General features: G+C 58.9%; 26 protein-coding genes. 16 read left to right on the top strand and 10 right to left on the bottom strand.

Annotated elements, in window-relative coordinates; all coding sequences use genetic code 11:
- Positions 1 to 6 precede the first annotated feature (6 nt).
- The 4 genes from IC235_RS16105 to IC235_RS16090 all read left to right on the top strand — a co-directional run bounded on the left by IC235_RS16105 (position 7) and on the right by IC235_RS16090 (position 2,154).
- Positions 7 to 156, top strand: coding sequence for a hypothetical protein (locus tag IC235_RS16105; RefSeq protein ID WP_191006221.1), 150 nt, complete (start codon positions 7 to 9; stop codon positions 154 to 156).
- 478 nt (positions 157 to 634) lie between these two features.
- Entirely contained in the window at positions 635 to 1,402 is a 768-nt protein-coding gene (locus tag IC235_RS16100; protein ID WP_223847353.1) for a helix-turn-helix domain-containing protein, read from the top strand.
- 77 nt (positions 1,403 to 1,479) lie between these two features.
- Complete coding sequence (locus IC235_RS16095) at positions 1,480 to 1,758, top strand: hypothetical protein (protein ID WP_191006219.1); 279 nt, start codon at positions 1,480 to 1,482, stop codon at positions 1,756 to 1,758.
- Positions 1,759 to 1,854: 96 nt separating this feature from the next.
- Complete coding sequence (locus IC235_RS16090) at positions 1,855 to 2,154, top strand: hypothetical protein (RefSeq protein ID WP_191006218.1); 300 nt, start codon at positions 1,855 to 1,857, stop codon at positions 2,152 to 2,154.
- Positions 2,155 to 2,175: 21 nt separating this feature from the next.
- Here IC235_RS16090 and IC235_RS16085 read toward each other — a convergent pair whose 3' ends face one another.
- The 5 genes from IC235_RS16085 to IC235_RS16065 all read right to left on the bottom strand — a co-directional run bounded on the left by IC235_RS16085 (position 2,176) and on the right by IC235_RS16065 (position 4,565).
- Positions 2,176 to 3,129: a HipA domain-containing protein gene (locus IC235_RS16085; RefSeq protein ID WP_191006217.1), complete on the bottom strand. Its 954-nt coding sequence runs from the start codon at positions 3,127 to 3,129 to the stop codon at positions 2,176 to 2,178.
- Positions 3,126 to 3,458, bottom strand: a complete 333-nt coding sequence (locus tag IC235_RS16080) for a HipA N-terminal domain-containing protein (RefSeq protein ID WP_191006216.1) — start codon at positions 3,456 to 3,458, stop codon at positions 3,126 to 3,128. Before IC235_RS16080 ends, IC235_RS16085 begins: the two co-directional genes overlap by 4 nt.
- Positions 3,455 to 3,682 (bottom strand): helix-turn-helix transcriptional regulator, encoded by a 228-nt coding sequence (locus IC235_RS16075; RefSeq protein WP_191006215.1) that lies wholly within the window; start codon positions 3,680 to 3,682, stop codon positions 3,455 to 3,457. The genes IC235_RS16080 and IC235_RS16075 overlap by 4 nt, the downstream gene beginning before the upstream one ends.
- A 143-nt stretch (positions 3,683 to 3,825) precedes the next feature.
- Complete coding sequence (locus IC235_RS16070; RefSeq protein ID WP_191006214.1) at positions 3,826 to 4,149, bottom strand: helix-turn-helix transcriptional regulator; 324 nt, start codon at positions 4,147 to 4,149, stop codon at positions 3,826 to 3,828.
- Between the two features lie 101 nt (positions 4,150 to 4,250).
- On the bottom strand, positions 4,251 to 4,565 hold the full coding sequence (locus IC235_RS16065; RefSeq protein WP_191006213.1) for a hypothetical protein: 315 nt from the start codon (positions 4,563 to 4,565) through the stop codon (positions 4,251 to 4,253).
- Between the two features lie 404 nt (positions 4,566 to 4,969).
- Here IC235_RS16065 and IC235_RS16060 point away from each other — a divergent pair, with 404 nt between their 5' ends.
- From IC235_RS16060 to IC235_RS16040, 5 genes are all read left to right on the top strand, one after another.
- The gene (locus IC235_RS16060) at positions 4,970 to 5,554 is read left to right on the top strand and encodes a Crp/Fnr family transcriptional regulator (protein ID WP_191006212.1); all 585 of its coding nucleotides are present in this window, start codon (positions 4,970 to 4,972) and stop codon (positions 5,552 to 5,554) included.
- A gap of 70 nt (positions 5,555 to 5,624) precedes the next feature.
- Positions 5,625 to 6,545, top strand: coding sequence for an MBL fold metallo-hydrolase (locus IC235_RS16055; protein ID WP_191006211.1), 921 nt, complete (start codon positions 5,625 to 5,627; stop codon positions 6,543 to 6,545).
- A 27-nt stretch (positions 6,546 to 6,572) separates the two neighbouring features.
- The gene (locus tag IC235_RS16050; RefSeq protein ID WP_191006210.1) at positions 6,573 to 7,424 is read left to right on the top strand and encodes an SDR family oxidoreductase; all 852 of its coding nucleotides are present in this window, start codon (positions 6,573 to 6,575) and stop codon (positions 7,422 to 7,424) included.
- Between the two features lie 204 nt (positions 7,425 to 7,628).
- On the top strand, positions 7,629 to 8,333 hold the full coding sequence (locus IC235_RS16045) for a siderophore-interacting protein (protein ID WP_191006209.1): 705 nt from the start codon (positions 7,629 to 7,631) through the stop codon (positions 8,331 to 8,333).
- A gap of 123 nt (positions 8,334 to 8,456) precedes the next feature.
- Complete coding sequence (locus IC235_RS16040; RefSeq protein WP_191006262.1) at positions 8,457 to 8,618, top strand: hypothetical protein; 162 nt, start codon at positions 8,457 to 8,459, stop codon at positions 8,616 to 8,618.
- 16 nt (positions 8,619 to 8,634) lie between these two features.
- Here IC235_RS16040 and IC235_RS16035 read toward each other — a convergent pair whose 3' ends face one another.
- Both IC235_RS16035 and IC235_RS16030 read right to left on the bottom strand, forming a co-directional pair.
- Positions 8,635 to 9,627, bottom strand: a complete 993-nt coding sequence (locus tag IC235_RS16035; RefSeq protein WP_191006208.1) for a hypothetical protein — start codon at positions 9,625 to 9,627, stop codon at positions 8,635 to 8,637.
- A gap of 9 nt (positions 9,628 to 9,636) precedes the next feature.
- Complete coding sequence (locus IC235_RS16030) at positions 9,637 to 10,587, bottom strand: replication initiation protein (RefSeq protein WP_223847352.1); 951 nt, start codon at positions 10,585 to 10,587, stop codon at positions 9,637 to 9,639.
- A 979-nt stretch (positions 10,588 to 11,566) separates the two neighbouring features.
- Here IC235_RS16030 and IC235_RS16025 point away from each other — a divergent pair.
- A complete protein-coding gene (locus tag IC235_RS16025; RefSeq protein WP_191006207.1) occupies positions 11,567 to 11,887 on the top strand; it encodes an ArsR/SmtB family transcription factor in 321 nt (106 codons plus the stop codon).
- On the top strand, positions 11,884 to 12,381 hold the full coding sequence (locus tag IC235_RS16020) for an SRPBCC family protein (RefSeq protein WP_191006206.1): 498 nt from the start codon (positions 11,884 to 11,886) through the stop codon (positions 12,379 to 12,381). Before IC235_RS16025 ends, IC235_RS16020 begins: the two co-directional genes overlap by 4 nt.
- 128 nt (positions 12,382 to 12,509) lie before the next feature.
- Here IC235_RS16020 and IC235_RS16015 read toward each other — a convergent pair whose 3' ends face one another.
- A complete protein-coding gene (locus IC235_RS16015; protein ID WP_191006205.1) occupies positions 12,510 to 12,995 on the bottom strand; it encodes a hypothetical protein in 486 nt (161 codons plus the stop codon).
- Positions 12,995 to 13,762: a ParA family protein gene (locus IC235_RS16010; protein ID WP_191006204.1), complete on the bottom strand. Its 768-nt coding sequence runs from the start codon at positions 13,760 to 13,762 to the stop codon at positions 12,995 to 12,997. Before IC235_RS16010 ends, IC235_RS16015 begins: the two co-directional genes overlap by 1 nt.
- Before the next feature lie 891 nt (positions 13,763 to 14,653).
- Between IC235_RS16010 and IC235_RS16005 the strand changes: the two genes are divergently transcribed.
- The 5 genes from IC235_RS16005 (at position 14,654) to IC235_RS15985 (ending at position 20,283) form a co-directional block, all read left to right on the top strand.
- Complete coding sequence (locus IC235_RS16005) at positions 14,654 to 15,169, top strand: BfmA/BtgA family mobilization protein (RefSeq protein WP_191006203.1); 516 nt, start codon at positions 14,654 to 14,656, stop codon at positions 15,167 to 15,169.
- 50 nt (positions 15,170 to 15,219) lie between these two features.
- Positions 15,220 to 16,257 carry a DUF5712 family protein gene (locus tag IC235_RS16000; protein WP_191006202.1) on the top strand — a complete coding sequence of 346 codons (1,038 nt, stop codon included), beginning with the start codon at positions 15,220 to 15,222 and terminating at the stop codon, positions 16,255 to 16,257.
- Positions 16,258 to 16,294: 37 nt separating this feature from the next.
- Positions 16,295 to 18,553 carry a TraM recognition domain-containing protein gene (locus IC235_RS15995; protein ID WP_191006201.1) on the top strand — a complete coding sequence of 753 codons (2,259 nt, stop codon included), beginning with the start codon at positions 16,295 to 16,297 and terminating at the stop codon, positions 18,551 to 18,553.
- A 78-nt stretch (positions 18,554 to 18,631) separates the two neighbouring features.
- The gene (locus tag IC235_RS15990; RefSeq protein ID WP_191006200.1) at positions 18,632 to 18,904 is read left to right on the top strand and encodes an antitoxin VbhA family protein; all 273 of its coding nucleotides are present in this window, start codon (positions 18,632 to 18,634) and stop codon (positions 18,902 to 18,904) included.
- Positions 18,904 to 20,283 (top strand): Fic/DOC family protein, encoded by a 1,380-nt coding sequence (locus IC235_RS15985; protein WP_191006199.1) that lies wholly within the window; start codon positions 18,904 to 18,906, stop codon positions 20,281 to 20,283. The genes IC235_RS15990 and IC235_RS15985 overlap by 1 nt, the downstream gene beginning before the upstream one ends.
- A 9-nt stretch (positions 20,284 to 20,292) precedes the next feature.
- Here the strand turns inward: IC235_RS15985 and IC235_RS15980 are convergent, their stop codons facing one another.
- Positions 20,293 to 22,089, bottom strand: coding sequence for a hypothetical protein (locus IC235_RS15980; protein ID WP_191006198.1), 1,797 nt, complete (start codon positions 22,087 to 22,089; stop codon positions 20,293 to 20,295).
- Positions 22,090 to 22,104: the final 15 nt, after the last annotated feature.

Here is a 22,104-nt window from a genome sequence, read left to right as displayed (position 1 = left end):
ATTCTGGTGTTCGACGACGAAGGCAAAGACCGCCGGCGCCCCATCAACCCGCTGGCCACGGCCGCGTGGTATGAAACCTACCCACTGGAGCACTACGCGCCCGTGGACGTGGTGGCTGGGCCGGTGCTGCTGATGAAGTCCCAGATGATGCGCTAGTTTTCGCGCAGTTGCTTCAGCACCGGAGCAGCTGCGCGGCTCCTAGCTTTCGGTTTTCCTCATCGGTTATTAACCCTCAACCCATGCCCGGTAAGTCCCGTTTTCCCGGTTCCTCGCTTGCAGAACGTAGCCGTGAGTTAGAGGCGATTCGCGTGGAATTGCGCTGCATTCTGCAACATCCGGCATTTACGCCGCAACGGCGACAGGCGGCCGAGTCGCTTATCTGCCAGGCCACAGACACGTTCCGGCTTAGGCAGTGGCTGGCCCTGGTGGTGGCCGAGTGCGGGTGCTGGGAAGAGAAAGCCTTAGCGAGAGAAGCAGCTCAGCGAGCCGCTACTCTTTCAGGGGCACGAATGCACTCGCAAATCCTGCCTGATTAGCCGCCGTTTTCCCGATAAGCGCAGAAAAAGGTGACATAACGGAACATTTTGGGTAGGGCGTTTACTACCCGCTTGCTTTGCCCAAAACATTTTCCGGTATGAAACTACACGCCACTATCAAGCAGCTGCGCAAGCAGCAAAATATCAGGCAGGAGCACATGGCCGAGCAGCTCTGCATGGCCCGCTCCACATACAGCAAGCTTGAGTCCGGGGTCACGGCAATGCCCGTGGAGACGCTGGTCAAAATTGCATCCATCCTACGGGTGTCGGTGTACGACCTCATGCAGGAAGACGGCAGCCAGTACGTTCAGTGGATTGATGACCGACTCTCCCTGATGCTACATCTGGTAGAAAATACACTGTCCTACGAACGCCTGACGGCCGTTCCCTACGACGACTTGACTTTTCCGCAGTTGAAGATGCTGGCTGCCAAAGGCATGGCCAGCCGTGAAGCTTATGAAAATACCCCCCTGGGTGGACGCCTCCATAGCTTTGGGCCGCGGGATGTTTTCTCGCACATGATGCGACAGCTAGGGATGAGCATGCTTTTCGAGGAGAAGCTGGTGCAGGACCCTTACTGGCTGGTCAGGTGGAAGGACTACCAGGACACCCATTCAGGACCGGAACTAAGTTGGGCCGGGTTGGTCGATGAGCAGGAGTATTTCATTGTCTATATCTGGGAGTTGACCATGCCCGATGGGGCGACCAGAGTAGTGCAGATAGCTGAGCGTGATTTCCCGGATGGCTTGGATGTCGAGGCGGCATTGCAGTGCTTGGTAACGCAAGAAGGGGCCGTTTCGGGTGCTATACTAGCTTTCACAGACGAAGGATATGACCCGGTTTCGGAAATTATCAAGATGATTTAAAGCGCCAAGCCTGCTGCCGTGCGTGCGAATGGGTAGATTTGGTGGCCGCTCCGCGCTTTTGCCCTTATGCACTCATTATGAGCACCACTCTTCACGAACAAGTAATGGCCTTACACCGGCACTACAACGAGATTGCCAGGCTGCAGCAGTCGCTTCCCTCCAAGCGTCCACGTCACGCAAACCACGCTCATCAGGAACAGCTAGTGCAGGAGAAGGCACGAGAGGTGTTACTGGCTGCCCGTAATCTGGCTTACGCCGGCACTGCGTACCAAGCCGAAGTAGAGAACATCATAGAAGGCTGCCGAATCATGCAGAACGAGCCATACAAAAAGCTGGGCGGCATTGTCGATGTGTAACCAACTGATTCAGCCCGGCATACTTGGCCATACAGGCGAAGGACAACGTAGAGCTACATTAGGCACTCTATTCTGTGCCTTTTTAGCTTAGCCCTGATGTCTAAAATACCCCCTCCTACCGTTGCCTTCACTGAACCCCTGACCAGTCCGCCCCGCGTGCACTATCCTGTCACGCTAGCTGAGCTGCTGGAAGTAGCCGGCACCCGCAAGCGCATCGTGGAAGCCTGGGGCGTGTCGGCCCGCACCTACGACACCCGCAAGCGCAGCCCCGGCACCTGCACCGTCGGCGAGCTGCAGCAGCTGGCGCGGGTGCTCCAGGTGTCGGAAGAAGAGTTGTTTGCCGTGGTGCGCGCTGAGGCCGCCCGGACGGCGGAAGACGATACCGCATCCGCTTGACCGGCGTTACCAAGTCCGCCCCTACGTCAGGTCCAGCTGCGCGAACCGCTGCGCCAGCAAGGCATGAAACTGCTCCTGCAGGGCCACAGGCAGAAAGCTCTGGTCGATAAACAACTCCCAGGCCGCCCGGGCCCTGACGAAGCGCGTGAGCATGCCTGTCACTACCTTCTCGTCGATGCCCGCCCTCGCGGCGGCCTGGCGGAAGTCGACTTGCCGCAGTCGCCGTTTCTTGCCGTTGAGCGTCAGGGCCAGTTCCTCGGTGTCAGCGGGGTTCACCAGGGCCGTGGCCACCAGGTCGTAGGCCGGCGCCAGGCCGTAGCCCAGACCGGGCGTCTGCAGCAGCGAAAAATTCTTCAGGTGCATGTCGGCGTTGCCGGTCAGAAAGCTGAACAGCACCAGCTCGTAGTAGTTGACCACGTCCAGGCCAGGATTGGCCGAGTACTGCAGAATGGCCTTGGCCACCTGCTCGTGGGAGCCGTCGTACTTATTTTCCGTCAGCCGCCCGGTGAGCTGGCACATATCTTCCATGGCCCGCTTCTGTCCCTTCACCCGGTCGACGCGGCGCGTGACGTAGGCCAGGGCGCCGCCTTCGAGGCGCAGCAGGCCGTGGGGCACCGTGGGCAGTTTGGCCAGCGACGCCAGGTGCATGGTCAGGTCTTCTACTTCCGGCAAATGCGGGTAACGGGGCGTCGGCGGCTTGAGGATGTACTCGCCGTTCAGCGCCCCCACAATGGTAAAGCGTGGGGGCTGCCCGGCCGTGCCCGCCGGCGCAATAGTCAGTGACAGCTTAGGCTGCACGCCCGTCACGGTGATGTGCTGGCGCACGACGGCCTCAGCCAAAGCCAGCATCTCGGCCTCGGTGTAGGGAAAGACGGGCGGCACGGACTTCCCGAACAGGCGGCGGCTGCAGGCCGGGTGGTAGTCCGGGCCGGCGCCTTCCGGCAGGGTCTGATAGCAGGACAGGCAGCGGCTCATGACTCGTCTTCGGTTTCCAGCGGGAGAATGCTCACGGCGCCGATGCAGTCCCGGCAGCAGGCCAGCAGCAGGCCCATCCGGTCGCGGGCGTTTAGCTTCCAGTTTTTCTCCGCCACCTCCAGCAGCCAGCCCTCCGGGATGAGCCCGTCGAAAAAAGGAAACAGCACGCGCTCCACGTAGGGCGCCGGGCGCAGCGGCAGCGTCAGGCTGACGGCCTCCGCGCCGGCCGTGGCCAGGTAGGCCGGCGCGTAGGCGAAGGTGTAGCCCTGCTCGTCCTGCGTCAGGTGCCCGGCTAGTTGCGCGTGCAGGTAGACTTCGGCTTTTCTCATGGTTGCTCGGTTACCAAGTGCGCGCGGTCCAGCGGGGCGGGCGCCAGTTCATGGCCAAACAGGCGCAGTACCAGATTGACCTTGTCCAGCCGTAGGGTGGCTTTGCCCTGCTCCAGCTCGCGCACGAAGCGCAGCCCCACCCCCGCTTTCGCGGCCAGGTCGGGCTGGGACAACTGCAGCAGCTTGCGGCGCTGCTTAACGAAGGCGGCCAGCGGAGAGGTCATAGGCTATACCCGTTCGGGGGTAATCACGAATGTAAAGAAAAATTTAACACCCGAACGGGTATAAAATTACGCAATTTAGAATAAATTATACCCGAGAAGGTATAACATGAGGCATGCCAATGGCAGACCTATTGGGTCAAAAGTTACTGTTGAGCAGGCTGTTTGGGAGCCCGCGCCCGAACATGCAGCCCGGCGTCCCGCAGCTTACGGCCCAGCACATCGTCGGCGGCTAGCTCCAGAATGGTTTGTTCCAGCCCCAGCACGAACAACACCTGCAGGTAGCCGCCCATGCTCACTGTGGAACTCCCCTGCTCAATGGCATGCAGCGTGTTACGGCTGATGCCCGCGCGCTCGGCTACGAGCGCCGCGCTGAGCTTGCGGCGCAGACGGGCCAGTCGGATGTTCTCACCCGATTGGGCCAGCAGCTGCACTAGGCGAGGTAGCAGGACGACGGGTTCTTTGGCCATAAGGCGCAATATAATGCGCAATAATGCCGCGTTGCGTCCAGCATATTGCGCATTAACTTCTCAGGTCAGCCACCCGTTTCCGGGCTTAGTGGCGGCAAAAATTAGTCGTAATACCGGCGACGAGCTCCCCGAATCTGATTGATGTAGGGTATCATGGCCATGCTGAACCCCTGCACTTCCGGTCGCTGCTCATTGTGCTGCCAAGCCCCGAGCACCAGCGCGAATTCCTGCCGAACAATGGGGTAATCAAGCACGAGGTTGTTGATGAAATCGCCGTCGTTGAGGACTAAAGCCAGCAGCAGGTAGGCCTCGACCAGCTTGCGGTGTCGAAGACACCAGTTTGTATCCCCTAAAAAGGGGGCGTGAGTGCGCGTCGCGGCTTCCAGGTCGACATTCCACAGGTACACCGACGCCACGATGTGGTAGCCGGCCCGGCTGTGGTCAGCATCGTGCGGGGAGGGACCTTTGGCCTTGGTTAAAAGTTTGGTACAAAAGTTAAACGAGGCGGTCCGCTGGGGCCCAGAGCATGGATTTGTTGAGATAACAGCAATTCTACCATACAACCTGGTATTGCCCAATCCGATTACCTTTTGGGCCAAACTTTTGACTAATACCAATGTTGCGGGGTAGAAACAACAAGCCGGCGCGCCCGCAACCTCATTCATTAGCTGCCCCTGAACCTCGAATCCAGCACCTGCGCGCCGGCAGCGGCCGGCGCGACGCCCAAAAGCAACTACCCGCAGACGGTACCCGGGCCGACTCAGCCACCCTTTATACATCATGTACCCGGCAATTTTTTGCCTCCTAGCTGTTCAACCCTTTGATTGCCGAAAGCTCCCAACTTGAAACAAGACTCAAAGGCCTCGTTCGTGTTCCGGAAGATGACCTTGCGCGTGCCCTGCTTTTTTTTACGCCAGTCTTCTTTAAGAAAACAGAGTATCTTTTATCGCAGGACCAGGTTTCCAACCAGTTGTATTTTATTAACTCGGGGCTTGTAAAATCTTATCTGTTACAGGACGGCAAAGAACATATTCGGCAATTCGCGGCTGAAAACGATTTTATCGTTGACTTACAGAGCTTTTTATCCCGGCAAAAGACCTCCTTCTTCATCCAAGCGCTCGAAGACACCGCGGCGTTGGCCATTAGCTTTGACAACCTCAATATGCTTTTTGAGTCCTCGTTTCATTTCATGAAGCTGGGGAAAACACTAGCCGACCAGTCGGCCATAAGCCTCATCCGGCGCAGCGTCTCGCTGGTAAAGGACGATGCGAAAAAGCGCTATGCCGATTTCATGAAAGAGCGGCCAGGCCTGGTGCAACGGGTGCCGCAGTTCATGATAGCCTCGTACCTGGGAATCACGCCCGAAAGCCTGAGCCGCATCCGCAAAGAGATGGTCCACGGCTAACGCATTTCTTACCATAGGTCAATTTGAGGGCCAGCGACGCCCGCTAGGTTTGCATGACCAATTGAAAATCATGCAACTCCGTAAGCCATCCATCGTTTCGTCAACGGCACCTTCTCTGTTGGTGCTGGGCATCGTAGCCGTGCTCACCGGCTGTAGCCCGACTCTTAAGATGACCCAAACGGGTAACCGGCAACTGCCGCTTTCCGTCGCCATTCCGGCCAAGCATACCGCCGAAATAACCATCACCCGTGTCGTGCACGCCTCGGTGCTCATCGAATACGGCGGGCAGGCCCTGCTCACCGACCCGTGGTTTACCGAAACCAAAGAGTACCCGCCATCCGAAAAACTGGGCCTTGCCTTGAACGCCCTGCCGGCCCTCACGGCCATCACCTCGACGATGGACCATTACGACCATTTTGACCTGGAAGGCATCAAAAACTCCGCGCTTACGAAGGTACCCCTCGTCATCCCCAGCGGCACCAAGCAGCACGCCAAGGCGCTGGCGGCAGGCCTGAGCGATGTCCGGGCCGTCAACGAGGGAGAAACGGTGACCATTGGCGTATTCAAAATCACGGCGGTGAAGGCCCGGGACAACACGAAACCGACCGCCTTTGATTACGAGACGGCCTGGAAAATCGAAGCGGGCGACTGGAAGATTTTGGTGGTCGGCCATCGCATTTCAACCAGCCTCGCCCGTGCGGCCGGTCCGGTGGACATCGCCCTGTTGCCCGTCAACGACCTGCGCATCAAGCCCGTGTTCAAGCAACTCAGCCTCTCGCCCGCGGAAGCCGCGGAAGTGGCCCGTGCGGCCGGCGCTCCCCTGGCCATCCCCGACCATTACATGTACCGGTCATCGTGGCTCTGGGAAACATTCGTGGTGTCGCACCACGGCACGGCGCAGGCCTTTTCGGAGGCGTTCCGGGCCGCGGGGGGCAACGGGGTGGTGCTGCCCGCTGGCGGGCAGCTGGTGATAACGGGAAGCGCTAAATAAACCGGTAAACAAACCTAAGCGAGTGATATGAAAAACATAGCGGTCATCGGGGCCACCGGTAATCTCGCCCCCCTCGTCATCCGCCAACTGGTCGCCGATGGCTTCGCAGTAAAGGCACTGGTCCGGGACGTTGTCAAAGCCAAACGGCTGCTACCGGCCCAAGTCGAGTTGGTGAGGGCGGATTTGGAACAGGTAGATAGCCTGGTAAAAGGCTTGCAAGGGGTGGAAGCGGTGTACCTCAATTTATCCACGGCAACCCCCAATGCCCGATTCCAACCGGAACTGGACGGGGTGAAAAACATAATCGAGGCGTGTCAACGCAACCGGGTAGCGCGCATTTTTAAGATATCCGGCCTGGGCGCCTACCGCCGGGACTTCGCACCGGGCAAAACCATTTTCGTGAACGAAATCCGCGGAAAAGGGCACGAACTGGTAAAAGCATCTGGCATCGCGTACAGCTTCTTTCACCCGTCGTGGTTTATGGAAAGCCTGGAATTCATGTTTCACAAAGGGTCGGCGTTGAAGGGATTCAAACCCATCCGCCATCCCCTCTACTGGATAGCGGGAAAGGATTATGCCCGCATGGTGAGCAAGGCCATGGCCAGCAACGCCGAGGGCAACAAAGACTACGTCATGCAAGGACCGGAAGCGGTGACCATGCACGAGGCGCTGGTTCGGTACAGCCGGTTGTTCCGCCCGGTGCTGAAGGTCTCAGAATTTCCCATCCGCCTCATCAAAGCGATAGGAATTGTTGTCCCGCAATTCAAGCTGCTGGGCATGATGGGCGATTATTTTCAGGATTTTAAAGAAGAATTCATTGCCGAAGAAACGTGGGCCGAACTGGGCCGGCCGGAGCGAACCATTGAGACCTTCCGGTAAGTGCGTGCGCCGTCCTGGTGCTAAACTTGCTGAAATGAGGTGGCCGAATGAAGCCGGATATGGGGCGTCGCATAAGTGTCGAATGCGCACGAGGCCAGTATTTAGGTGCCGAAGGCAAAATGGCGCCGAATTGCGACGGGGCCAGGCCGATGGATACGGTCTCACGGCCCGCTATTCGACTAGCGGGTAACCCTTTAGTAGTCCATGAGCATTTTCACGTCCCTGGCCCGGCAGGTGACCCAGCAAGCGACCGTTCGGCGCGCCGAGCGCATAGCTACCCACACCTACCGCATCACCCTCACCGGGCCGGCATTGGAGCACTGGGCTTACATCCCCGGCCAGACCCTGAACGTCTTCTTTGGCTTGGCTGCGGCCGGTGACGCGGCCAACCTGCGCAAGCGCACGTATTCCGTATGGGGCCACGACGCGGGGCGGCACGAACTGGAGTTGGCGGTCTGCACTTTCTCCGACGGGCCGGGCGCGCAATGGGCCGCGCAGTGCCGTCCCGGTGACGCAGTGCATTTCTACGGACCGGGCGGCAAGTTTCTCCTCGACCCCGCCGCCCCCGCGCACGTGTTTCTCGGGGACGTGTCCTGCCTGGCGCACTTCTACGCGCTGCGCCGGCAGCTGCCGCCCGCGGTGCCCTGCATCAGCGTCATCCACGCCCGGCACCGCAACGACGTGTTTGCCGACTTGGACGGCGGCTTGCCCCTGCGGGTGGAGGTCGTGGATTCCTTCTCGGCGGCGCAGTACCTGCAGGCAGCGGAAGCGCAGGGCCTGCGCCGCCTGGCCGGGGCCCACGTGTATTGGGGCGGGCCGGCGGCCACCTGCGCCGCGGGGTACCGGCTCCTGCGACACGCGTGGCAATGGCCCACGGCCCGGATTAAGGCAAAACCCTTCTGGAAATAGACCAGCATGATGCCAGTCGTTGCTTATGGTGCCCCTGGAAGCTACATCGTAGCTGAGGTCGGCAGCTAACCGATTTTGGCCTTGGTTAAAAGGTGGGTACAAAGGTTAAACGAGCACCAAGCCGTGGCCGATGCCATCGCCGCCAGCTCGCCCGTGAGCTGGCAGCACGTCAACCTGCACGGCGAGTTCGATTTCTCGGAAGACGCCCTGAAAGATTCCCTCCGCTTCGACGTGGAGGCACTTTTTGCCTTCGACTGGAAGTCTCCAGCGGCCCCGCTCGTTTAACCTTTGTACCAAACTTTTAACCAAGGCCACCTTTGTCGGGCTGAGAGACGGAGAGCAGCAACTCACCGTACCGGGCCAGTTCGTGCGCCTGCTTGCGATTCACGGCACTGGCCTGCTGCAGGTAGAGGTACGCCAGCTTTAGCAGGGCGTACTCATTGCCAACGGTCATGCTTTGTACCAGGGTGGCTTCGGCCTGCTCCGGCCAGCGCAGGTGCTGGAATTCAATGCTGCCCACCAGGTCCAACACCCACTTGGCCACCCGCCGGTCCAGGAGCCGGATGTTGTCCGCCGCGCGCCGCAGAAACGGGTAGGCCCGGTTGGGCTGCTTCAGGTAAATGTGATAGGTAAACCCCACCAGCACGTCAGCCATCAGCTCGCGCCCGGTCAGGGGTAAAAGCAGCGCTAGTAAGGCGGTATGGTCCTGGCCGTACACGGCCCGTGCGGCGGCCAGGTTCTCGCCAATCACGCCCGCCACCAGCTCATAGGGTACCAGAAATGGAGCCGGCAACAAGTCAGGCAGCTGCGGAGGCGGGCCAGTATCTTCCTGGGTCGCCGCGGCGGTCAGCGCCTCGGTGGTGATTTCCGCCGTCAGGTTCAGGTTGCCGTAGCCGGTCTGCGCATCGCCCGGCTCGTAGCTTACCTGAACCGCTGCGCCACTGCTTAGCAACCCTGCCAGGTACGTGCATACGACCTGCTTCCATTGCGTGGCACCGGGCGCCGGCTGTTGCTCCTGGTGCAGTTCACCGAGCCAGGTCGAGACCAGGTTGGCCTTAACCGTGGAAACGGGCCAGCGCACCGCAAAGTGGTAGCCAGCCGGCAGCGGGCCTACAGAATAGGTGATTTCGCCGCCCAAACAGGTGAAGTTCATCACCCCCATGCCCCGGTGCAGAAAGGTCAGCAGGCTGCCTCTCAAACCAGCAGGTACGCCAAGCCGGTCAGCTACTATGCCGCCGTTAAGGTCTGCATACGCGCGGGAGCTGATGCCCCGGTAGGTGTAGGGAGAAGGCATAGCACAACCCTAACGCAGGCCGCAGATTTTCAGGAACAGCCCCCCGGGGTTCTTCGTCGCCTTGACCTTATCGGTTTTCAGCTGGTACGTGAATTTGAAGAGCTGGTCCAGGTGCTTGGGGTCGCCGAGGATGGTGGCCACCAGCTGCGGTTGATTGATGCCGAGGGCCTCCAGGTGCTGCCGGGCCGCGTGTGCACGGGCGTCCTCCGCCGGCTGCTCAAAGGGAATGGGTAGCTGCTGGGGCTGCTGGCGGGCGATGGTAAAGCGCACGGCATCGTAGGCCCGCCCCTTCTTCACCAGCTCGTAGTCAATCTTGAGGTCGGTATGCTCGCTGACCTGGCGCACGGCGATGTCGAGTACCCGGGCCTTGAGCTGGCTGATGTTCTGAAATAGCTCTGGCTCCTTGCCCTTGGGGTCTTTCAGGTGGAGCATCTGCTTGAACTCGTCCAGCGGGTAGGTCCGCGTCGACGTCTTGTCCTTCCACTGGCTCACGAGCTGGTAGATGCGCTTGGCATACTTACTGCTCAGCTTCAGGGCCGAGTGCAGTTGGTAGGAGGTGAAGTTTTCCTTGAGGTTGAACAGGAAAGGCCGGATGGGCGCCGCCAGCTGAATCTGCAGGCAGCCCTTACCCTTGATGTATTCCACCCGCTGAAACATCCAGAGCTGCTGGTAGGTGCGCTCGTTTTCCACCTCGAACATACGCGAGCCCATATCGGCCGTCGCCTCGCGCAGCTGCTGGTAATTCCATTGCCGCCCGGTCAGGGCTTCCACGTCCTTCACGTAGATGGTGTACTCCTGGTCCGGCGTGTCATCCCGGCGCAGCCGGGAGAGCAGGTAGAAGAAGATGTCCAGCTGACACGCCGTGTAGTCGTAGCGGGCCTGCGTGATGGCGTTGTGCTGGCGGACAACGGGCACCGGGGCCGGCTCCACAAGTACAACGGCAGTATCTTCAGGCTTCATAGACTAGGACATAAGGACGCGGGATAAAGCAAATGTAAGTTGCCGGCAGATAAAAAACCACAGTGGTAGTTAGGCGTGGTTTTTTACTTATAAAACGTGGTCCATAGACTTATAAAACGTGAGAGTTGACTTATAAAACGTGGTAATAAAAGGTATAAAAAGTGGTTTTTCGCTTATAAAAAGTGGTTTTATATCATTATATACTATTGATTATCAGGTACTTGTGAGCCCTACAAATAAACAAGGAAAAACAAATAAACTCACAAAGATTGTTGATGCGCAACCGGAATAGCTTTTAGGGAGATGATTCAAACCTCGGGCCAGGACAAACAAGAAAACAACAAAAAAAGCAGGCGGGCCTGATGGCCACAGGGATTGCACTATTCTAAGTGAACACAGCATAATAGCCGCTTAAAACCACGTTTTATAAGTAACCTCAGTTGCCACTGAGCCATGGACGTCTGAAAGCCTTGCACCACTTTTTATAAGTCATTTCGACTTTTTTCACGGACTCGGCTAATGTTACTAACTTTATACTAACTTTTGACTAATAGTGAATTACCACGTTTTATAAGCAGACCAAGCCCGGTAAAGGGCAAACTAGCACGTTTTATAAGCAAAACCCTAGCTCAGCAACGGCAGTAAAGCATCGGTTTTAGTCTTTACAAACCCCGTTTTGGGCCTGCTGGGCAGATTTATTGCATTTTTTAGCCCCAGGTAATAAATCGCAAACCGCACTGCTGCAGAGAGCGGCTTCGGTAACCTCGCTTATAAAATGTGAGAGATGGCTTTTATAAGTGTATTGCCGGCTGTTCTCTATTGCCTGACTGTGTCGCTTTTGTAGGGGCGTCCAGTTTTCACCGTGCGCCAGCCACTTGTTTAGACAAGTTCGGAAAAAATGATTGCGAAGCTATTTGCGAAACCGATTGGTTGCACATAAATTTGCAACCAATCGGTTTCATAAAAATTTCCTGGCCCCATGCGCAGAGATATCTTCCAAGCCATCGCCGACCCGACCCGGCGGGCTATCATCGCCTTGATTGCCTTGCAGGCACTGACCCCCAACGCCATTGCCGAACACTTCCAGACCAGCCGGCAAGCGGTGTCCAAACACCTTCGGGTTCTAACGGAATGTGAACTGGTCACCCAGCAGCAACACGGCCGCGAGATTCACTACTCCCTGCAGCTGGAACGGCTGCAGGAAGTGGACCACTGGCTGAGCCAGTACCGAAAGCTGTGGGAAACGCGGTTCACGCAACTAGACCAGGTATTATCAACCCTTAAAAACCAGAAAAAATGAGCGACACGGTAGCCTTTGATTTTGCAGTTGACAAAGCCGCCCACACCGTCACCATCACCCGGGAATTTGACGCGGACCTGTCCTTGGTCTGGGACGCGTTCACCAGGGCCGACCTATTGGACCAATGGCTGCCCCCGCACCCCATGACCGCCAAAACCAGATACCAGAACTTCCGCGTGGGCGGAAAGCGGTTTTATGCGATGGTCACCCCCGCAGGCGAGGAGCGCTGGGCCGTGCAGGAATACACTGCCATTACGCCCAAGACCCACTTTAGCATGTACAATGCGTTTGCCGACAAAGACGAAAACGTTGAACTGCCCGGGTCGGAGTGGAATCATACGTTCAGTGAGCAAAACGGCACCACCACCGTGCGCATCACGGTGTACAATGAATCCCTTGAACGGATGGAAAGAATCCTCGAGGGCTTCACCGCGGGCATGAAGATGTCCTTGAACAACCTGGAGAATCTGTTATCAACCCTAAGGGCCAAGTAATCCCATCCCAAAAAATAACCAGCGGCGACTTCAATCGGGGCACCACTAGCCCCTCCCCCACTGCCCAAAAAACAAAGCCAGCCCCCTAAGAGGCTGGCTTTGTTGGTTCAACTCTTTCTACCCCTCCCCTACTTGGCTGGCGGCAGCTTGCCGGTTTTGCGCAGGTGCGCGTCGTAGTGCCGGTGAGCAGCTTCCAGGTAGTTCTTGATGGTCGTGGGCGTGTCCGGACCCGGTGTGGCCAGCAGCAGGCTCATCTTAATCTCCTGCACCACGGATTTGGCGATTTGGACCGTGTGTAGCGGCACTTCGACCTCCGGCGCAGGCACAGCGGCCGCGGCGGGCTTCCGTCCCCGTGTGGAGGCTCGTACGGGTGCAGCCGCTGGAACTGCTGGAGCAGCGGCGGCAGGCGCTGGTGCTACCGGCGCTTCTGCTGGGGTGGGCGCTGGAGTCGGAGCCGCTACCGCAGCTGGCGCCGCGATGGGCTCTACCGGGGCCGGCGGCGCAGTGGCCGTGCGGGTGGCCTCCCCCCCCATTCCTGCCCGCGCCTGCTGGCGGGCTTCTTCGGGCACTTCAATGCGGCGGCGCGGGGTGATTTGTGGTTTCTCGAAGCCCATTATTTCGCGGAGGTTGAAGCGGTGGATACGGAAGCCGCGGCCGTGGCGCGGCGGTCGGGCAGGCCCAGGCGCTCGATGAGCTCCTCGCACACGCGGCGGATTTCGTCGCTGGTGTCCTTGGTGCCGCCGGCGTAGCGGGCCCAGGCCGGGTTGAGCAGGCTGTAGAGGGTCGAGGCCCGGGTGTAGGCCTTGCGGTGGCCCAGGTAGGAATTGAAGCGCGAGAGGCCCAGCCCGTCGATGTAGTCGTCCATTTCCTTTTCCTCCCGCTGCCCCGCCACGCGCTTGGTGGGCAGGCCGTAGTACTGGAAGTCAATCTGCGCATCATCCGCCGCTTTCTTGATGGCTTCCAGGATGGTCATGAACTCGGCCGTGGAGGCCCGGTCCAGGTAGTCCGACACCAGGGGCACAATTACCGCGTCGCAGGCCGTCAGGGCGTTGAACACGTCGTCCCCGTCGGCGCGGCCGGGCACGTCGATGATAATCAGGTCGTAGTTGTGCTCGGGGTTGTCGATGAAATCAAAAATCCGGCTCAGCTGCCACGGGTACACATCGTAGGGGTACTGAGCGTCGGGGTTGGTTTCGCGCAGCTTGGCGAAGTTGGCCGCGTCGACCTGCTCGCGGGTCTTGACGATGCTCTGCTGGTAGTCGCAGTCGAGCACGGCGATGCGCAGGCCGTACTCGGTGGCCAGCGGGGCGGCGAGCACGAGGGCCAGGGTGGATTTACCGGAGCCCCCCTTCTGGGTGGCAAAACTGATAACCTTGGACATAGTTGGTGCGGGGTTGAGGGCGTGAGTAGCGGCCGGTCACAGGGACCAGCGGGGCGTGGAGCCAAAAGTAATAGAAAAGCAGAAAGGCAGAACAACGCTTTTGCTGAAAAGCAGAAATGTTGTTACGCAAGGAAACAGAAAAGCAACCCTGCCAATCAGTTTTTAAGCACAAATACAAAACAACAGAAAAACAGAAATGCAAAACAACGCTATGGCAGATTAACAGGAAAGTCATTCTGCAGAACTGTGTGGCTGCAGAAAAGAAAATCTATAGACAGAGCCAATAGGTAGTATTTTTCTAACAACAGAACTACAGGAAAGCAGAATGGTATAAAAGCAGAAAATACCAGCGAGTCATGCGTGGTTGCCATTCTTGTGCAACTGCAGAAATCCAGAACAACAGAAAAGCAGAAATCAACTCATGAAGCTGCTTTACTGCAGGGGTGTTCAGTTTGCGTTTAGCAACAGAAATACAGAATTGCAGAACTACAGGCTGCGAGTGCCGAACGGAAACCCCACTGCTAGGCTCTGGAAAGCTATTTCGAAGGTGTACAAGCCCCGCCTGACTCTAAATCAGTACGCGAGGCCAACTGCCGAAGCCACAAGCAGCGGTCCAATCCGCCGGCCAGCAGGGCGCAGTAGAAAAGGGCAATAGGTAAAAAAGCGCCAGCTGCTAACACAGCGATGCAAAGCTACGTACTAGCTTCTGACTAACTTTTTACTAACTATAGAGTAGTCTAAGCAAGAAGAACAACCCCATCCTGCGGCTAACGCCTTGGTCTTGAGTTGTTTGTAAACCAGCAGAGCTGATTTATGGGCCACTGATTGCTAAGTAACTGATTTAAAGCGCTAAAAATGGCCCACCAGGGCTGCTAAACTGGAAACAGTACGATGAGCACGGAATTACGCAAGCGGGTGACTCTGGACAACAACGCCCACCGGAAAGCCGAAGCGGCCGCCGCGGAAGTCGGTACCAGCCTGGGCGTGTACGCCAGCGCGGCCGTGGAATACTTTGCCACCCGGGGCCTGGACCCGCGCGAGACGGAGGCCCGCGAGGGGCAGCTCATCATGCAGCAGATAAAGAAGCTCGGGGACCGGGTATTTGGCTTTATGCAGGAGCAGGAGCGCACGCTGCTCACGGCCATGCTGGAGGAGATGCTGCGCACCCGCGTTACGCTGGAGCGGGTGCTGCGCCTGAATGAAATCCTGGTGGGCAACCTCAACGCGCAGCTGGAAACGCTTAGCGAGGCGCAGCTGCAACGGCAGCAGCAGGCCCTGCAGCTGTTGCGCCAGCGCAACGAGGACGCCGTGGAAAGGCAGGTGAAGGAAGCCCTGGAAGCAGCCCAAAAAGCAGGGCCCGGCAAGCGCAGCAAGCCGGCCGAAGCGACGGCTGGACAGGGGCAATAGGCAAGAAAAAGCGCCCCCGATATGCGAGCAAAACACCTATTTACTCCCGGATGTACGTCAAATTAATCAACCCCAAAACGCACGGCAAAGCCGCCTATACCAACACCGGCAGCAGCGCGCAGACGCTGCAATACCTGCAGCACGAAGCGGTAGGGGAGAGGCAGCAAGCCACGTTTTTCAGCGCGGACGCGGACGAGCTGAGCGCCGCGCACGTGCAGCAGTCCATCGACACCAACGTCAAAGGCCTGCGGTCTGGCGAGGCCAAGTTCTATTCCCTGGTGCTGAGCCCAAGCGAGCAGGAGCTGGCGCACATCGGCAGCGACCCCGACAAGCTCCGGGCCTACACCCGGCAGGTAATGCAGCAGTACGCGCAGAACTTTACGCTGCCCGGCGGCCGGCAGCTGGGCCGCCAGGACATTGTGTGGGGTGCCGTGCTGCACCAGGACCGCACCCACCGGGGCACGGACCCCGAAGTGGTGGCCGGCACGGCTAAAGCGGGCCAGAAGCGGGCGGGCCTGCAGGCCCACGTGCACGTCATTGTCAGTGCCCGCGATGCGGAGCAGAAGATAACCCTCAACCCCGGCGGGCGCCGCCAGCGGTTTGATTTGATGCGCTGGCAGGCCGCCGCGGGCCGGCAGTTTGAGCGGCAGTTTGGCTACGTGGCCCAGGAGCATGAAAAGCTACGGGCCAAGGCCACGCGGCAACGGGACACCACCCACGACGCGGGCCGGCTGGAGAAGATTGCCGGGCGCGTGGCGCGCATCAACCTGCTGGTGCCCCGCGAGCAGCACCTGGTGCCCGAGAAAGTGCAGGGCATTGCCGTGGCCCGGGAGTTTGACAAGACCTTTTACCGGATGCTGGCCCGGGTCGAGGAGCGGGCCCGTGACGGCCGGCCCATCGACAACGCCCTGCAGCTGCTGCGCACGGGGCGGGAGCAGGCCGCTGCCCCGCAGCGCCAGGCCGCTACGGCCCTGCACGCGGTGCAGCACCTGGTACGCCGTGCCCGGGAGGCCGCTCAGGACGAGCGCACCGAGCACGTGGCCGAGAAGCCCGGGCGCCGCGGCGCAGAGCTGGACATCGACATGTAAGCCCGGCCAGCAATCAACCCACTAGTTCTACTCCCCTATGACCAGTTTACCCCCTCGGCCGGCGGCCCAGTCCCACTCCGTCGGCCTGCTCATCGGCGTGCTGCTGCTGGCCTTGCTGGCCGGCGAATGGTACGTGCTGCAGCACCCCGCGGAATTAGTGGCAGCCCGGGCCGCCCAGCACCAGGCCGGGCAGGCGCCCTCGCTAGCCCCCGGCCAGCGCCTGGCAGCCCGGATGGTCATCATCAACCAGCAACGCGCCAAGGCCCGGCGGAAGCGGCTGCAGCGGCAGGCGGCGCCGGTGGTAGGCCAGCCGACCGCCGAGCTGGCCACGGCCACGAGCCAGGCCGTCGACCAGGTAGTGAGCAGGGGAGGGGTCGCCGCGTTACGCGTGGCCACCGCCGGCCAGGGATTCAAAGGCAAACTGCTGGTCAAGGCCGGCCGGCTCTATGACGCGGCCGGCATCTTCCTGCGGGCGCTGGTGCTGCTCGCGGCCGGGGTGCTGGTATTCGTGCTGCCGGCACCCGAGCGCAAACCCGGCGGCCCGGCCCGGCGCAAGCGGCTGCGGCCTGAGGCCGTGCGTGTGGTCGTGGCCAGCTGCGCGGGCTTGTTTCTGCTCAGCGCCTACGTGCTGCTGACCATGGCCTCCTACCAGCCGGGCTTTATCCGGTTGGGCTACCCGGTCGCGGTGACTGCGGCGCTGGCCAGCGGCTTTGTGGTAGGGCTATTGCGGGCCGCGACCAAAAGCCCGGAGTTTGGGCTGAGCGTGGAGCGCAGGAAGCTGGAGACGCCGGATGGGTTCAACCTGCCCACGGAAGGGGGCGGTTGGGTGAACGTACCCAATCCCTACCGCGGCGTGCTGGTGCTCGGCGGCGCCGGGGCGGGCAAGACCTACTCCATCGGCGAGCCGGTCATTGAGCAGCTGGCGGCCAAGAACTTTGCCGGGCTCATCTACGACTTCAAGTTCCCGGTACTGGCCGAAGTGGCTCAGAAGGCGCTGGAGCTGGCCGGGCGCCAGCAGAGCCCGCCGCGGCTGCTGCCCAACGGAGAGCCCGAGCCGGCGGTGGTGCTGCACGTCATCAACTTCCGCGACCTGCAGCGCAGCGAGCGGGTGAACCCGCTGCGGGCCGCCGACATGCCGGTGGTGGCGTTTGCCGAGGAGTACTCGCGGGCCATCATCAATAACCTGAACCCGGCCAGCATCCGCAAGATGGAGTTCTTTGACATCAGCGCGGTGGCCTACCTGACGGGCATCATCTGGTTCTACAAAAAGCACTTCCCCCGCTACTGCACCATTCCCCACGTGGTGGCCACGGCCATCCACAAGGATTTCAAGCACGTGCTCTCGATGCTGGAAACCGACCCGGAGTGCGCCGGCATGGTGCGCAGCATCGTGACGGCCGTCGAGCAGCGGGCCGAGAAGCAGGTGGCGGCCGTGGTGGGCACGCTGCAGGTGATTCTCAACCGCATCAACTCCCCGGAAATCGTGTGGGTGCTCACGCCCGACGAGGCGAAAGGGGAGGGGTTTTCGCTGAACCTGAACGACCCCAAGCAGCCGGCGCTGCTCTGCATCGGCAACGACCCGACGCTCAAGGAAACCTTCTCGCCGGTGGTCAGCTGCATCATCACGGTGGCCATCAAGCTCATGAACCAGCAGCATAAGCACCGCAGCTACGTGTTCCTCGACGAGGCCGCCACGGTCTACGTGCCCGGGCTGGAACTGCTGCCGGCCACGGCCCGCAGCAACAGGGTGGCCACCATCTACATGACCCAGGATTTGGCGCAAATGACCGATGCCTATGGGCCTGAAAAGATGAAGGTTATGGTCTCTAACCTCAACAACCAGTTTTTCGGCAAGGTCAACTCCCTCGACACGGCCAAGTTCATTTCTGAACTCGTGGGCCGGGAGGACAAGCAGATGCACAGCACCAGCACCGGCAAGAGCCAGGGCGGGGCGGGGGGCCACGGCAGCCACAGCTCCAACCTGAGCACCAGCTACCAGGAGCGCAACCTGGTGCGGGTGCAGGATGCCATCGGCCTGCAGCAGGGCGAGTTTATCGGCCAGACGGTGGAAACCGAGCGCACCTTCTTCCAGGGCGTCATCTCCCGGGCCGACGCTTCCCCGGAGCGGTTTCCGCTGCACCCGGTGGCCACCTTCGGCACCGACGAAGAAGATAGCGCCGCCACGCTCTCCGTGGTGGTGCAGGAGAACTACCGGCGGGTTACTCAGCAGGTAAAAGAAACGCTGGCCCTGCACGCAAACACCTTAGCAGGAGCCACAAAGAATGAGGTGGAATAGCCTCAAAAAGCCTGTAAAAAGCGACGTTTAGGCCCTTTTTGCTGTTGAGTAAGTACCCATCATCCACTTCCAAATCCCATGATGAAAAGCTTTTTCACGCCCGCCCCGGCCGGGCTAAGCCCCGAGCAGCTGACCGCCCGCCAGGAGCGCGAGCGGCACGCCAATAACTCTATTGCCATCCTGATGAGCAACGGCCCCGCGCCCAGTCCGGAGGCTCTGGCCATCATGCAGCGGCACGTGGACGGGGAGATAAGCATTGAGGAAGCCATTGAGCTTACCGACGCCATGCTGCTAGCCCGCTACCGGCCCGGAGCTGGCTCCGCTACCTCTGAGCCTAACCCCGCGCGCTGATGGTAGCCGGCGACCGTTTCAGCGACGAGCACGGGGTACGGATAAACCGGCTGGGCATTACCGACCCCCAGCAGTTGGCCCAGGCCGAAACCGACTCCTCGCTGCTGCGCCTGCAGCGGCTCAATATGCAGGGCGGCATCCCCGGCGGGCGCTATGACCACGCCCACCTCAAGCAGGTGCACCAGAAGCTGTTTGAAGGCGTGTACCCGTGGGCCGGCGAAACCCGGGCCGACCGCGAGTTTCAGGGGCACAAGCCCACCTACGTCACCGGCTTCAAAGAAACGATGACGTATGCGCCATACAAGGAGATTGAGCAGCGCCTGAACGCCATTGGTGAGCAGCTGGGCAAGGAGAACTACCTAAAGGGGCTGCCGCCGGAGAAGTTTGCCGAGCGCGCCGCCTACTACCTCGACCAGTACAACCACACCCATGCCTTTCGCGACGGCAACGGGCGTACGCTGCAGGCTACGTTTGTGCAGCTGGGCAAGGAAGCCGGCTATCAGGTCGACTTTGCCCGCATCGACCCGGCCACATTGAATCGGGCCCGCGACCTGGCTATGGTGCGCCCGCATGCTCCCGAGGAAGCAGGAAAGAACCTGCAGGCACTGAAGGGAATGTTTGAGCAGGTAATTAGCCCGGCCCCAGGGCTAGAAGCCGAAAAGTTGCGTGACCCCAGCCAAGCGCGGCCGCTAGCAGCTCTATCCCCGCAGATGCAAGCCATGGATGCCCGGCGCGAGTTGGAGGTAACGGGCTACCGAGTGATGGACATTGTGGCCAACATGCCCGGCGCCGGTAATTACGAGAAGGGGGTGTCAGTTGGCAAGGGAATAGAGGCAACCAACCTTAATCCTGCGGCTATTCAGACACACCTAGGGCAGTTTCAGCAGGCAGCGGAGAAGATTGTCAAACATCCTGCACTGCAGGGGCCTGATGCTAGGCAAGACCAGTCGGATGCGAAACGGTTTCGTGCGGCCGCTGAGCAGGTCAGTGAAATTGCAGCTAGTAAAGTCATGGGGACCGAGATTCAGCAGCGCGCAATGCCGCCGCTTAAGACCCATGCTGAAGCACAGGCTACGTTTGCCGCAGCAGCTACTCAGGTTGCCCGCGCGCTGCAGGAACATAATCAGGGGTTAGCGGCTGCCCGGCTGGACGAGGTGGCCAAGCATATAGCACGAAACCCCTATTTGGCTGGGTTGAATAAGGAAAATGTGAGCAAAGCCATAGTAGCTGCGGACCAAATTGATGCCTTGAAAAGTAATAGTCCACTACGTGAGTTAAAGCAGGCTACAGAAGTATTGCAACAGGTTCCAGGCCGTATAAAAAGTAGCTCAGAAGGCATATCAAGTAGCAATCATAATCATAACCAGCTTGAGCGGTGACTTCACTTGTTAGTCAGCAAAATCGTGTAAATCCCCGGTGCGCGATAAATGACGGGTGTATTTGTCGAGCAGGTTTTTAGCATAAGGCTCCCGTAGGGCTTTAACGCGTCGAATGCCAAACGAGAAAAGACTCCCTGTAAGCGTTGTTGCGCCCAGCTTATCGTTAAGCGAAAGTTTAGGTAGCAAACCTTGAATTAACTCTTTTGGCAAGGTCCCTTGGACTGCCTTCAGGGCCACCTGGCATTCTCCTACATTACGGTGTATCTTTTCGTGAAGCCCTTTTAACTTATCAAATCGCTTGGCCAAACCAATGTGCAAGGCAGCTGGCGGCGTAGCGGAAATATCTAGTACCACTTCGCCTGTGGAGCTAAACATGGCTAAGTCCAGCACGTCTAAGTTAACGACGTGGGCTTTGGTAAGGCTCACTAGCCCGATGGTTTGAGGGTCGTCCGCAATGTATTCGATTACACCTCTTGTTTTCCAGAAATTAAAGTCATGAAGTTTTTTAATGCTGGCCTTTTGAAGCTGCTCCGTCAACAAGGCTTCTAAGTCCGGCTTTGACGTCGTTCTGATTTTGAGTAAATGCCCTACTTCTGACGACCGGGTACCGTTGCTGCGAATCATTAAGTCACAGGGTTGGGCCAGCAAAACGTACAGACCCTTCCCTGTCCCGCCCGTGACCTCAAAAATGTCGCCGTTCTCAATGGGCTTGAATAAGCCATTCACAAGGTTAGCAGTGGCGTAGATTTCCTGGCGGCGCAAGCTGTACCGTTTTGTGTACGCTTCGGCTTCCAGAACTGGAACTGGAATTTGGGATAGCGCAGTGGCCTGAACGAGCAGTTTGTTCAATTCAGGAATTAAATTCCTTTGGAGCAGTTGTTCTTTAATCTCATCCTTGTAGATGATGTCAATGATGCGGAAAAGCGTTTCAGGTGCCCAAATTCCTTCCGTTGATGACGACTGCAATACCGTGCGATTAAAGTCGTAGGTATCCAAAGCCAGCAGCTTAGCTTTCGTGGACTGCAAAGCTGATTCACCTAGCGAAATGGCCTGCACCTTTATTTGTTCGCAAGGCTCATTCAGCAATAGTTTTTTGATACCATCCACGAAGTGAGGCAGTTCCTCTAACCGCTTCTTTGTAAGAACAAATAAATCGCTGGCTTCAAGGGCCTTGTCGGCTATAAGCTTGGCGCGTTCATCTAGCTCCTGCCCCTCTTCGGTAACCGTGTAAGTCAGGATGCCCGTTAGGAAAACAAGCTTGTGGGCTGAGGATACAATCTCCTTAACCAGGTCTATCCCCCTCGTCACAGCAAAACGCTCGCCTGAACGTTCCAGCCGCTGGTCGAAGAGCACCAATACTCGTTTACCTGCTGGGACTTTACTTGCGATTTCATCCCGTTGGGCATCCCATTCCAGGGGCGACAAGCTTACCAACTCGGGCTTCTTCAGGTGCTCGTCCTCGCGCAGTTGCTGGAGGACCCGGGCAATATCCAAGTTGGTGGCCAAGTCCTCGTCTTCGCCCGTCGGAGTCAGCTCGCAAAGCCGCCGCACGTAATGCAGCTGCTTGTATGGCGCAGCTGCCTTCCATAAGCCTGCGCTATACTCCTCAAGAGCTGGTGCGTTGTCTTCAAAATCCAATCCTTCGTCCAAGCTGTTCAACGCTTCCAACCCACTAGCAATTTCTACCTTTCTGATGAGACCGATGAAGTGCTCATACGTTACACTGCCGTCACCAATTGCGTCATCTACTATGTAAACGCTGGACACGTTTGCCAACTCTAACAACTGGTGTAGCTGTTCTTTCATACGAACTACTTAGGC

The sequence above is a fragment of the Hymenobacter montanus genome, from assembly GCF_014699115.1.
GTDB lineage: Bacteria > Bacteroidota > Bacteroidia > Cytophagales > Hymenobacteraceae > Hymenobacter > Hymenobacter montanus.
The sequence above is the reverse complement of the archived record's forward strand: the minus strand, read 5'-3'. Positions and strand labels throughout refer to the sequence as shown.

Excerpts from the sequence above, each read along its gene's own strand:
- IC235_RS15985 (WP_191006199.1), top strand. The coding sequence starts at position 18,904 with ATGGTAGCCGGCGACCGTTTCAGCGACGAGCACGGGGTACGGATAAAC.
- IC235_RS16055 (WP_191006211.1), top strand. The coding sequence starts at position 5,625 with ATGCAACTCCGTAAGCCATCCATCGTTTCGTCAACGGCACCTTCTCTG.
- IC235_RS16100 (WP_223847353.1), top strand. The coding sequence starts at position 635 with ATGAAACTACACGCCACTATCAAGCAGCTGCGCAAGCAGCAAAATATC.
- IC235_RS15995 (WP_191006201.1), top strand. The coding sequence starts at position 16,295 with ATGACCAGTTTACCCCCTCGGCCGGCGGCCCAGTCCCACTCCGTCGGC.
- IC235_RS16095 (WP_191006219.1), top strand. The coding sequence starts at position 1,480 with ATGAGCACCACTCTTCACGAACAAGTAATGGCCTTACACCGGCACTAC.
- IC235_RS16020 (WP_191006206.1), top strand. The coding sequence starts at position 11,884 with ATGAGCGACACGGTAGCCTTTGATTTTGCAGTTGACAAAGCCGCCCAC.
- IC235_RS16090 (WP_191006218.1), top strand. The coding sequence starts at position 1,855 with ATGTCTAAAATACCCCCTCCTACCGTTGCCTTCACTGAACCCCTGACC.
- IC235_RS16000 (WP_191006202.1), top strand. The coding sequence starts at position 15,220 with ATGTACGTCAAATTAATCAACCCCAAAACGCACGGCAAAGCCGCCTAT.
- IC235_RS16025 (WP_191006207.1), top strand. The coding sequence starts at position 11,567 with ATGCGCAGAGATATCTTCCAAGCCATCGCCGACCCGACCCGGCGGGCT.
- IC235_RS16010 (WP_191006204.1), bottom strand. The coding sequence starts at position 13,762 with ATGTCCAAGGTTATCAGTTTTGCCACCCAGAAGGGGGGCTCCGGTAAA.
- IC235_RS16050 (WP_191006210.1), top strand. The coding sequence starts at position 6,573 with ATGAAAAACATAGCGGTCATCGGGGCCACCGGTAATCTCGCCCCCCTC.
- IC235_RS16070 (WP_191006214.1), bottom strand. The coding sequence starts at position 4,149 with ATGGCCAAAGAACCCGTCGTCCTGCTACCTCGCCTAGTGCAGCTGCTG.
- IC235_RS16030 (WP_223847352.1), bottom strand. The coding sequence starts at position 10,587 with ATGAAGCCTGAAGATACTGCCGTTGTACTTGTGGAGCCGGCCCCGGTG.
- IC235_RS15980 (WP_191006198.1), bottom strand. The coding sequence starts at position 22,089 with ATGAAAGAACAGCTACACCAGTTGTTAGAGTTGGCAAACGTGTCCAGC.
- IC235_RS16045 (WP_191006209.1), top strand. The coding sequence starts at position 7,629 with ATGAGCATTTTCACGTCCCTGGCCCGGCAGGTGACCCAGCAAGCGACC.
- IC235_RS16035 (WP_191006208.1), bottom strand. The coding sequence starts at position 9,627 with ATGCCTTCTCCCTACACCTACCGGGGCATCAGCTCCCGCGCGTATGCA.
- IC235_RS16075 (WP_191006215.1), bottom strand. The coding sequence starts at position 3,682 with ATGACCTCTCCGCTGGCCGCCTTCGTTAAGCAGCGCCGCAAGCTGCTG.
- IC235_RS16085 (WP_191006217.1), bottom strand. The coding sequence starts at position 3,129 with ATGAGCCGCTGCCTGTCCTGCTATCAGACCCTGCCGGAAGGCGCCGGC.
- IC235_RS16015 (WP_191006205.1), bottom strand. The coding sequence starts at position 12,995 with ATGGGCTTCGAGAAACCACAAATCACCCCGCGCCGCCGCATTGAAGTG.
- IC235_RS16080 (WP_191006216.1), bottom strand. The coding sequence starts at position 3,458 with ATGAGAAAAGCCGAAGTCTACCTGCACGCGCAACTAGCCGGGCACCTG.
- IC235_RS15990 (WP_191006200.1), top strand. The coding sequence starts at position 18,632 with ATGATGAAAAGCTTTTTCACGCCCGCCCCGGCCGGGCTAAGCCCCGAG.
- IC235_RS16005 (WP_191006203.1), top strand. The coding sequence starts at position 14,654 with ATGAGCACGGAATTACGCAAGCGGGTGACTCTGGACAACAACGCCCAC.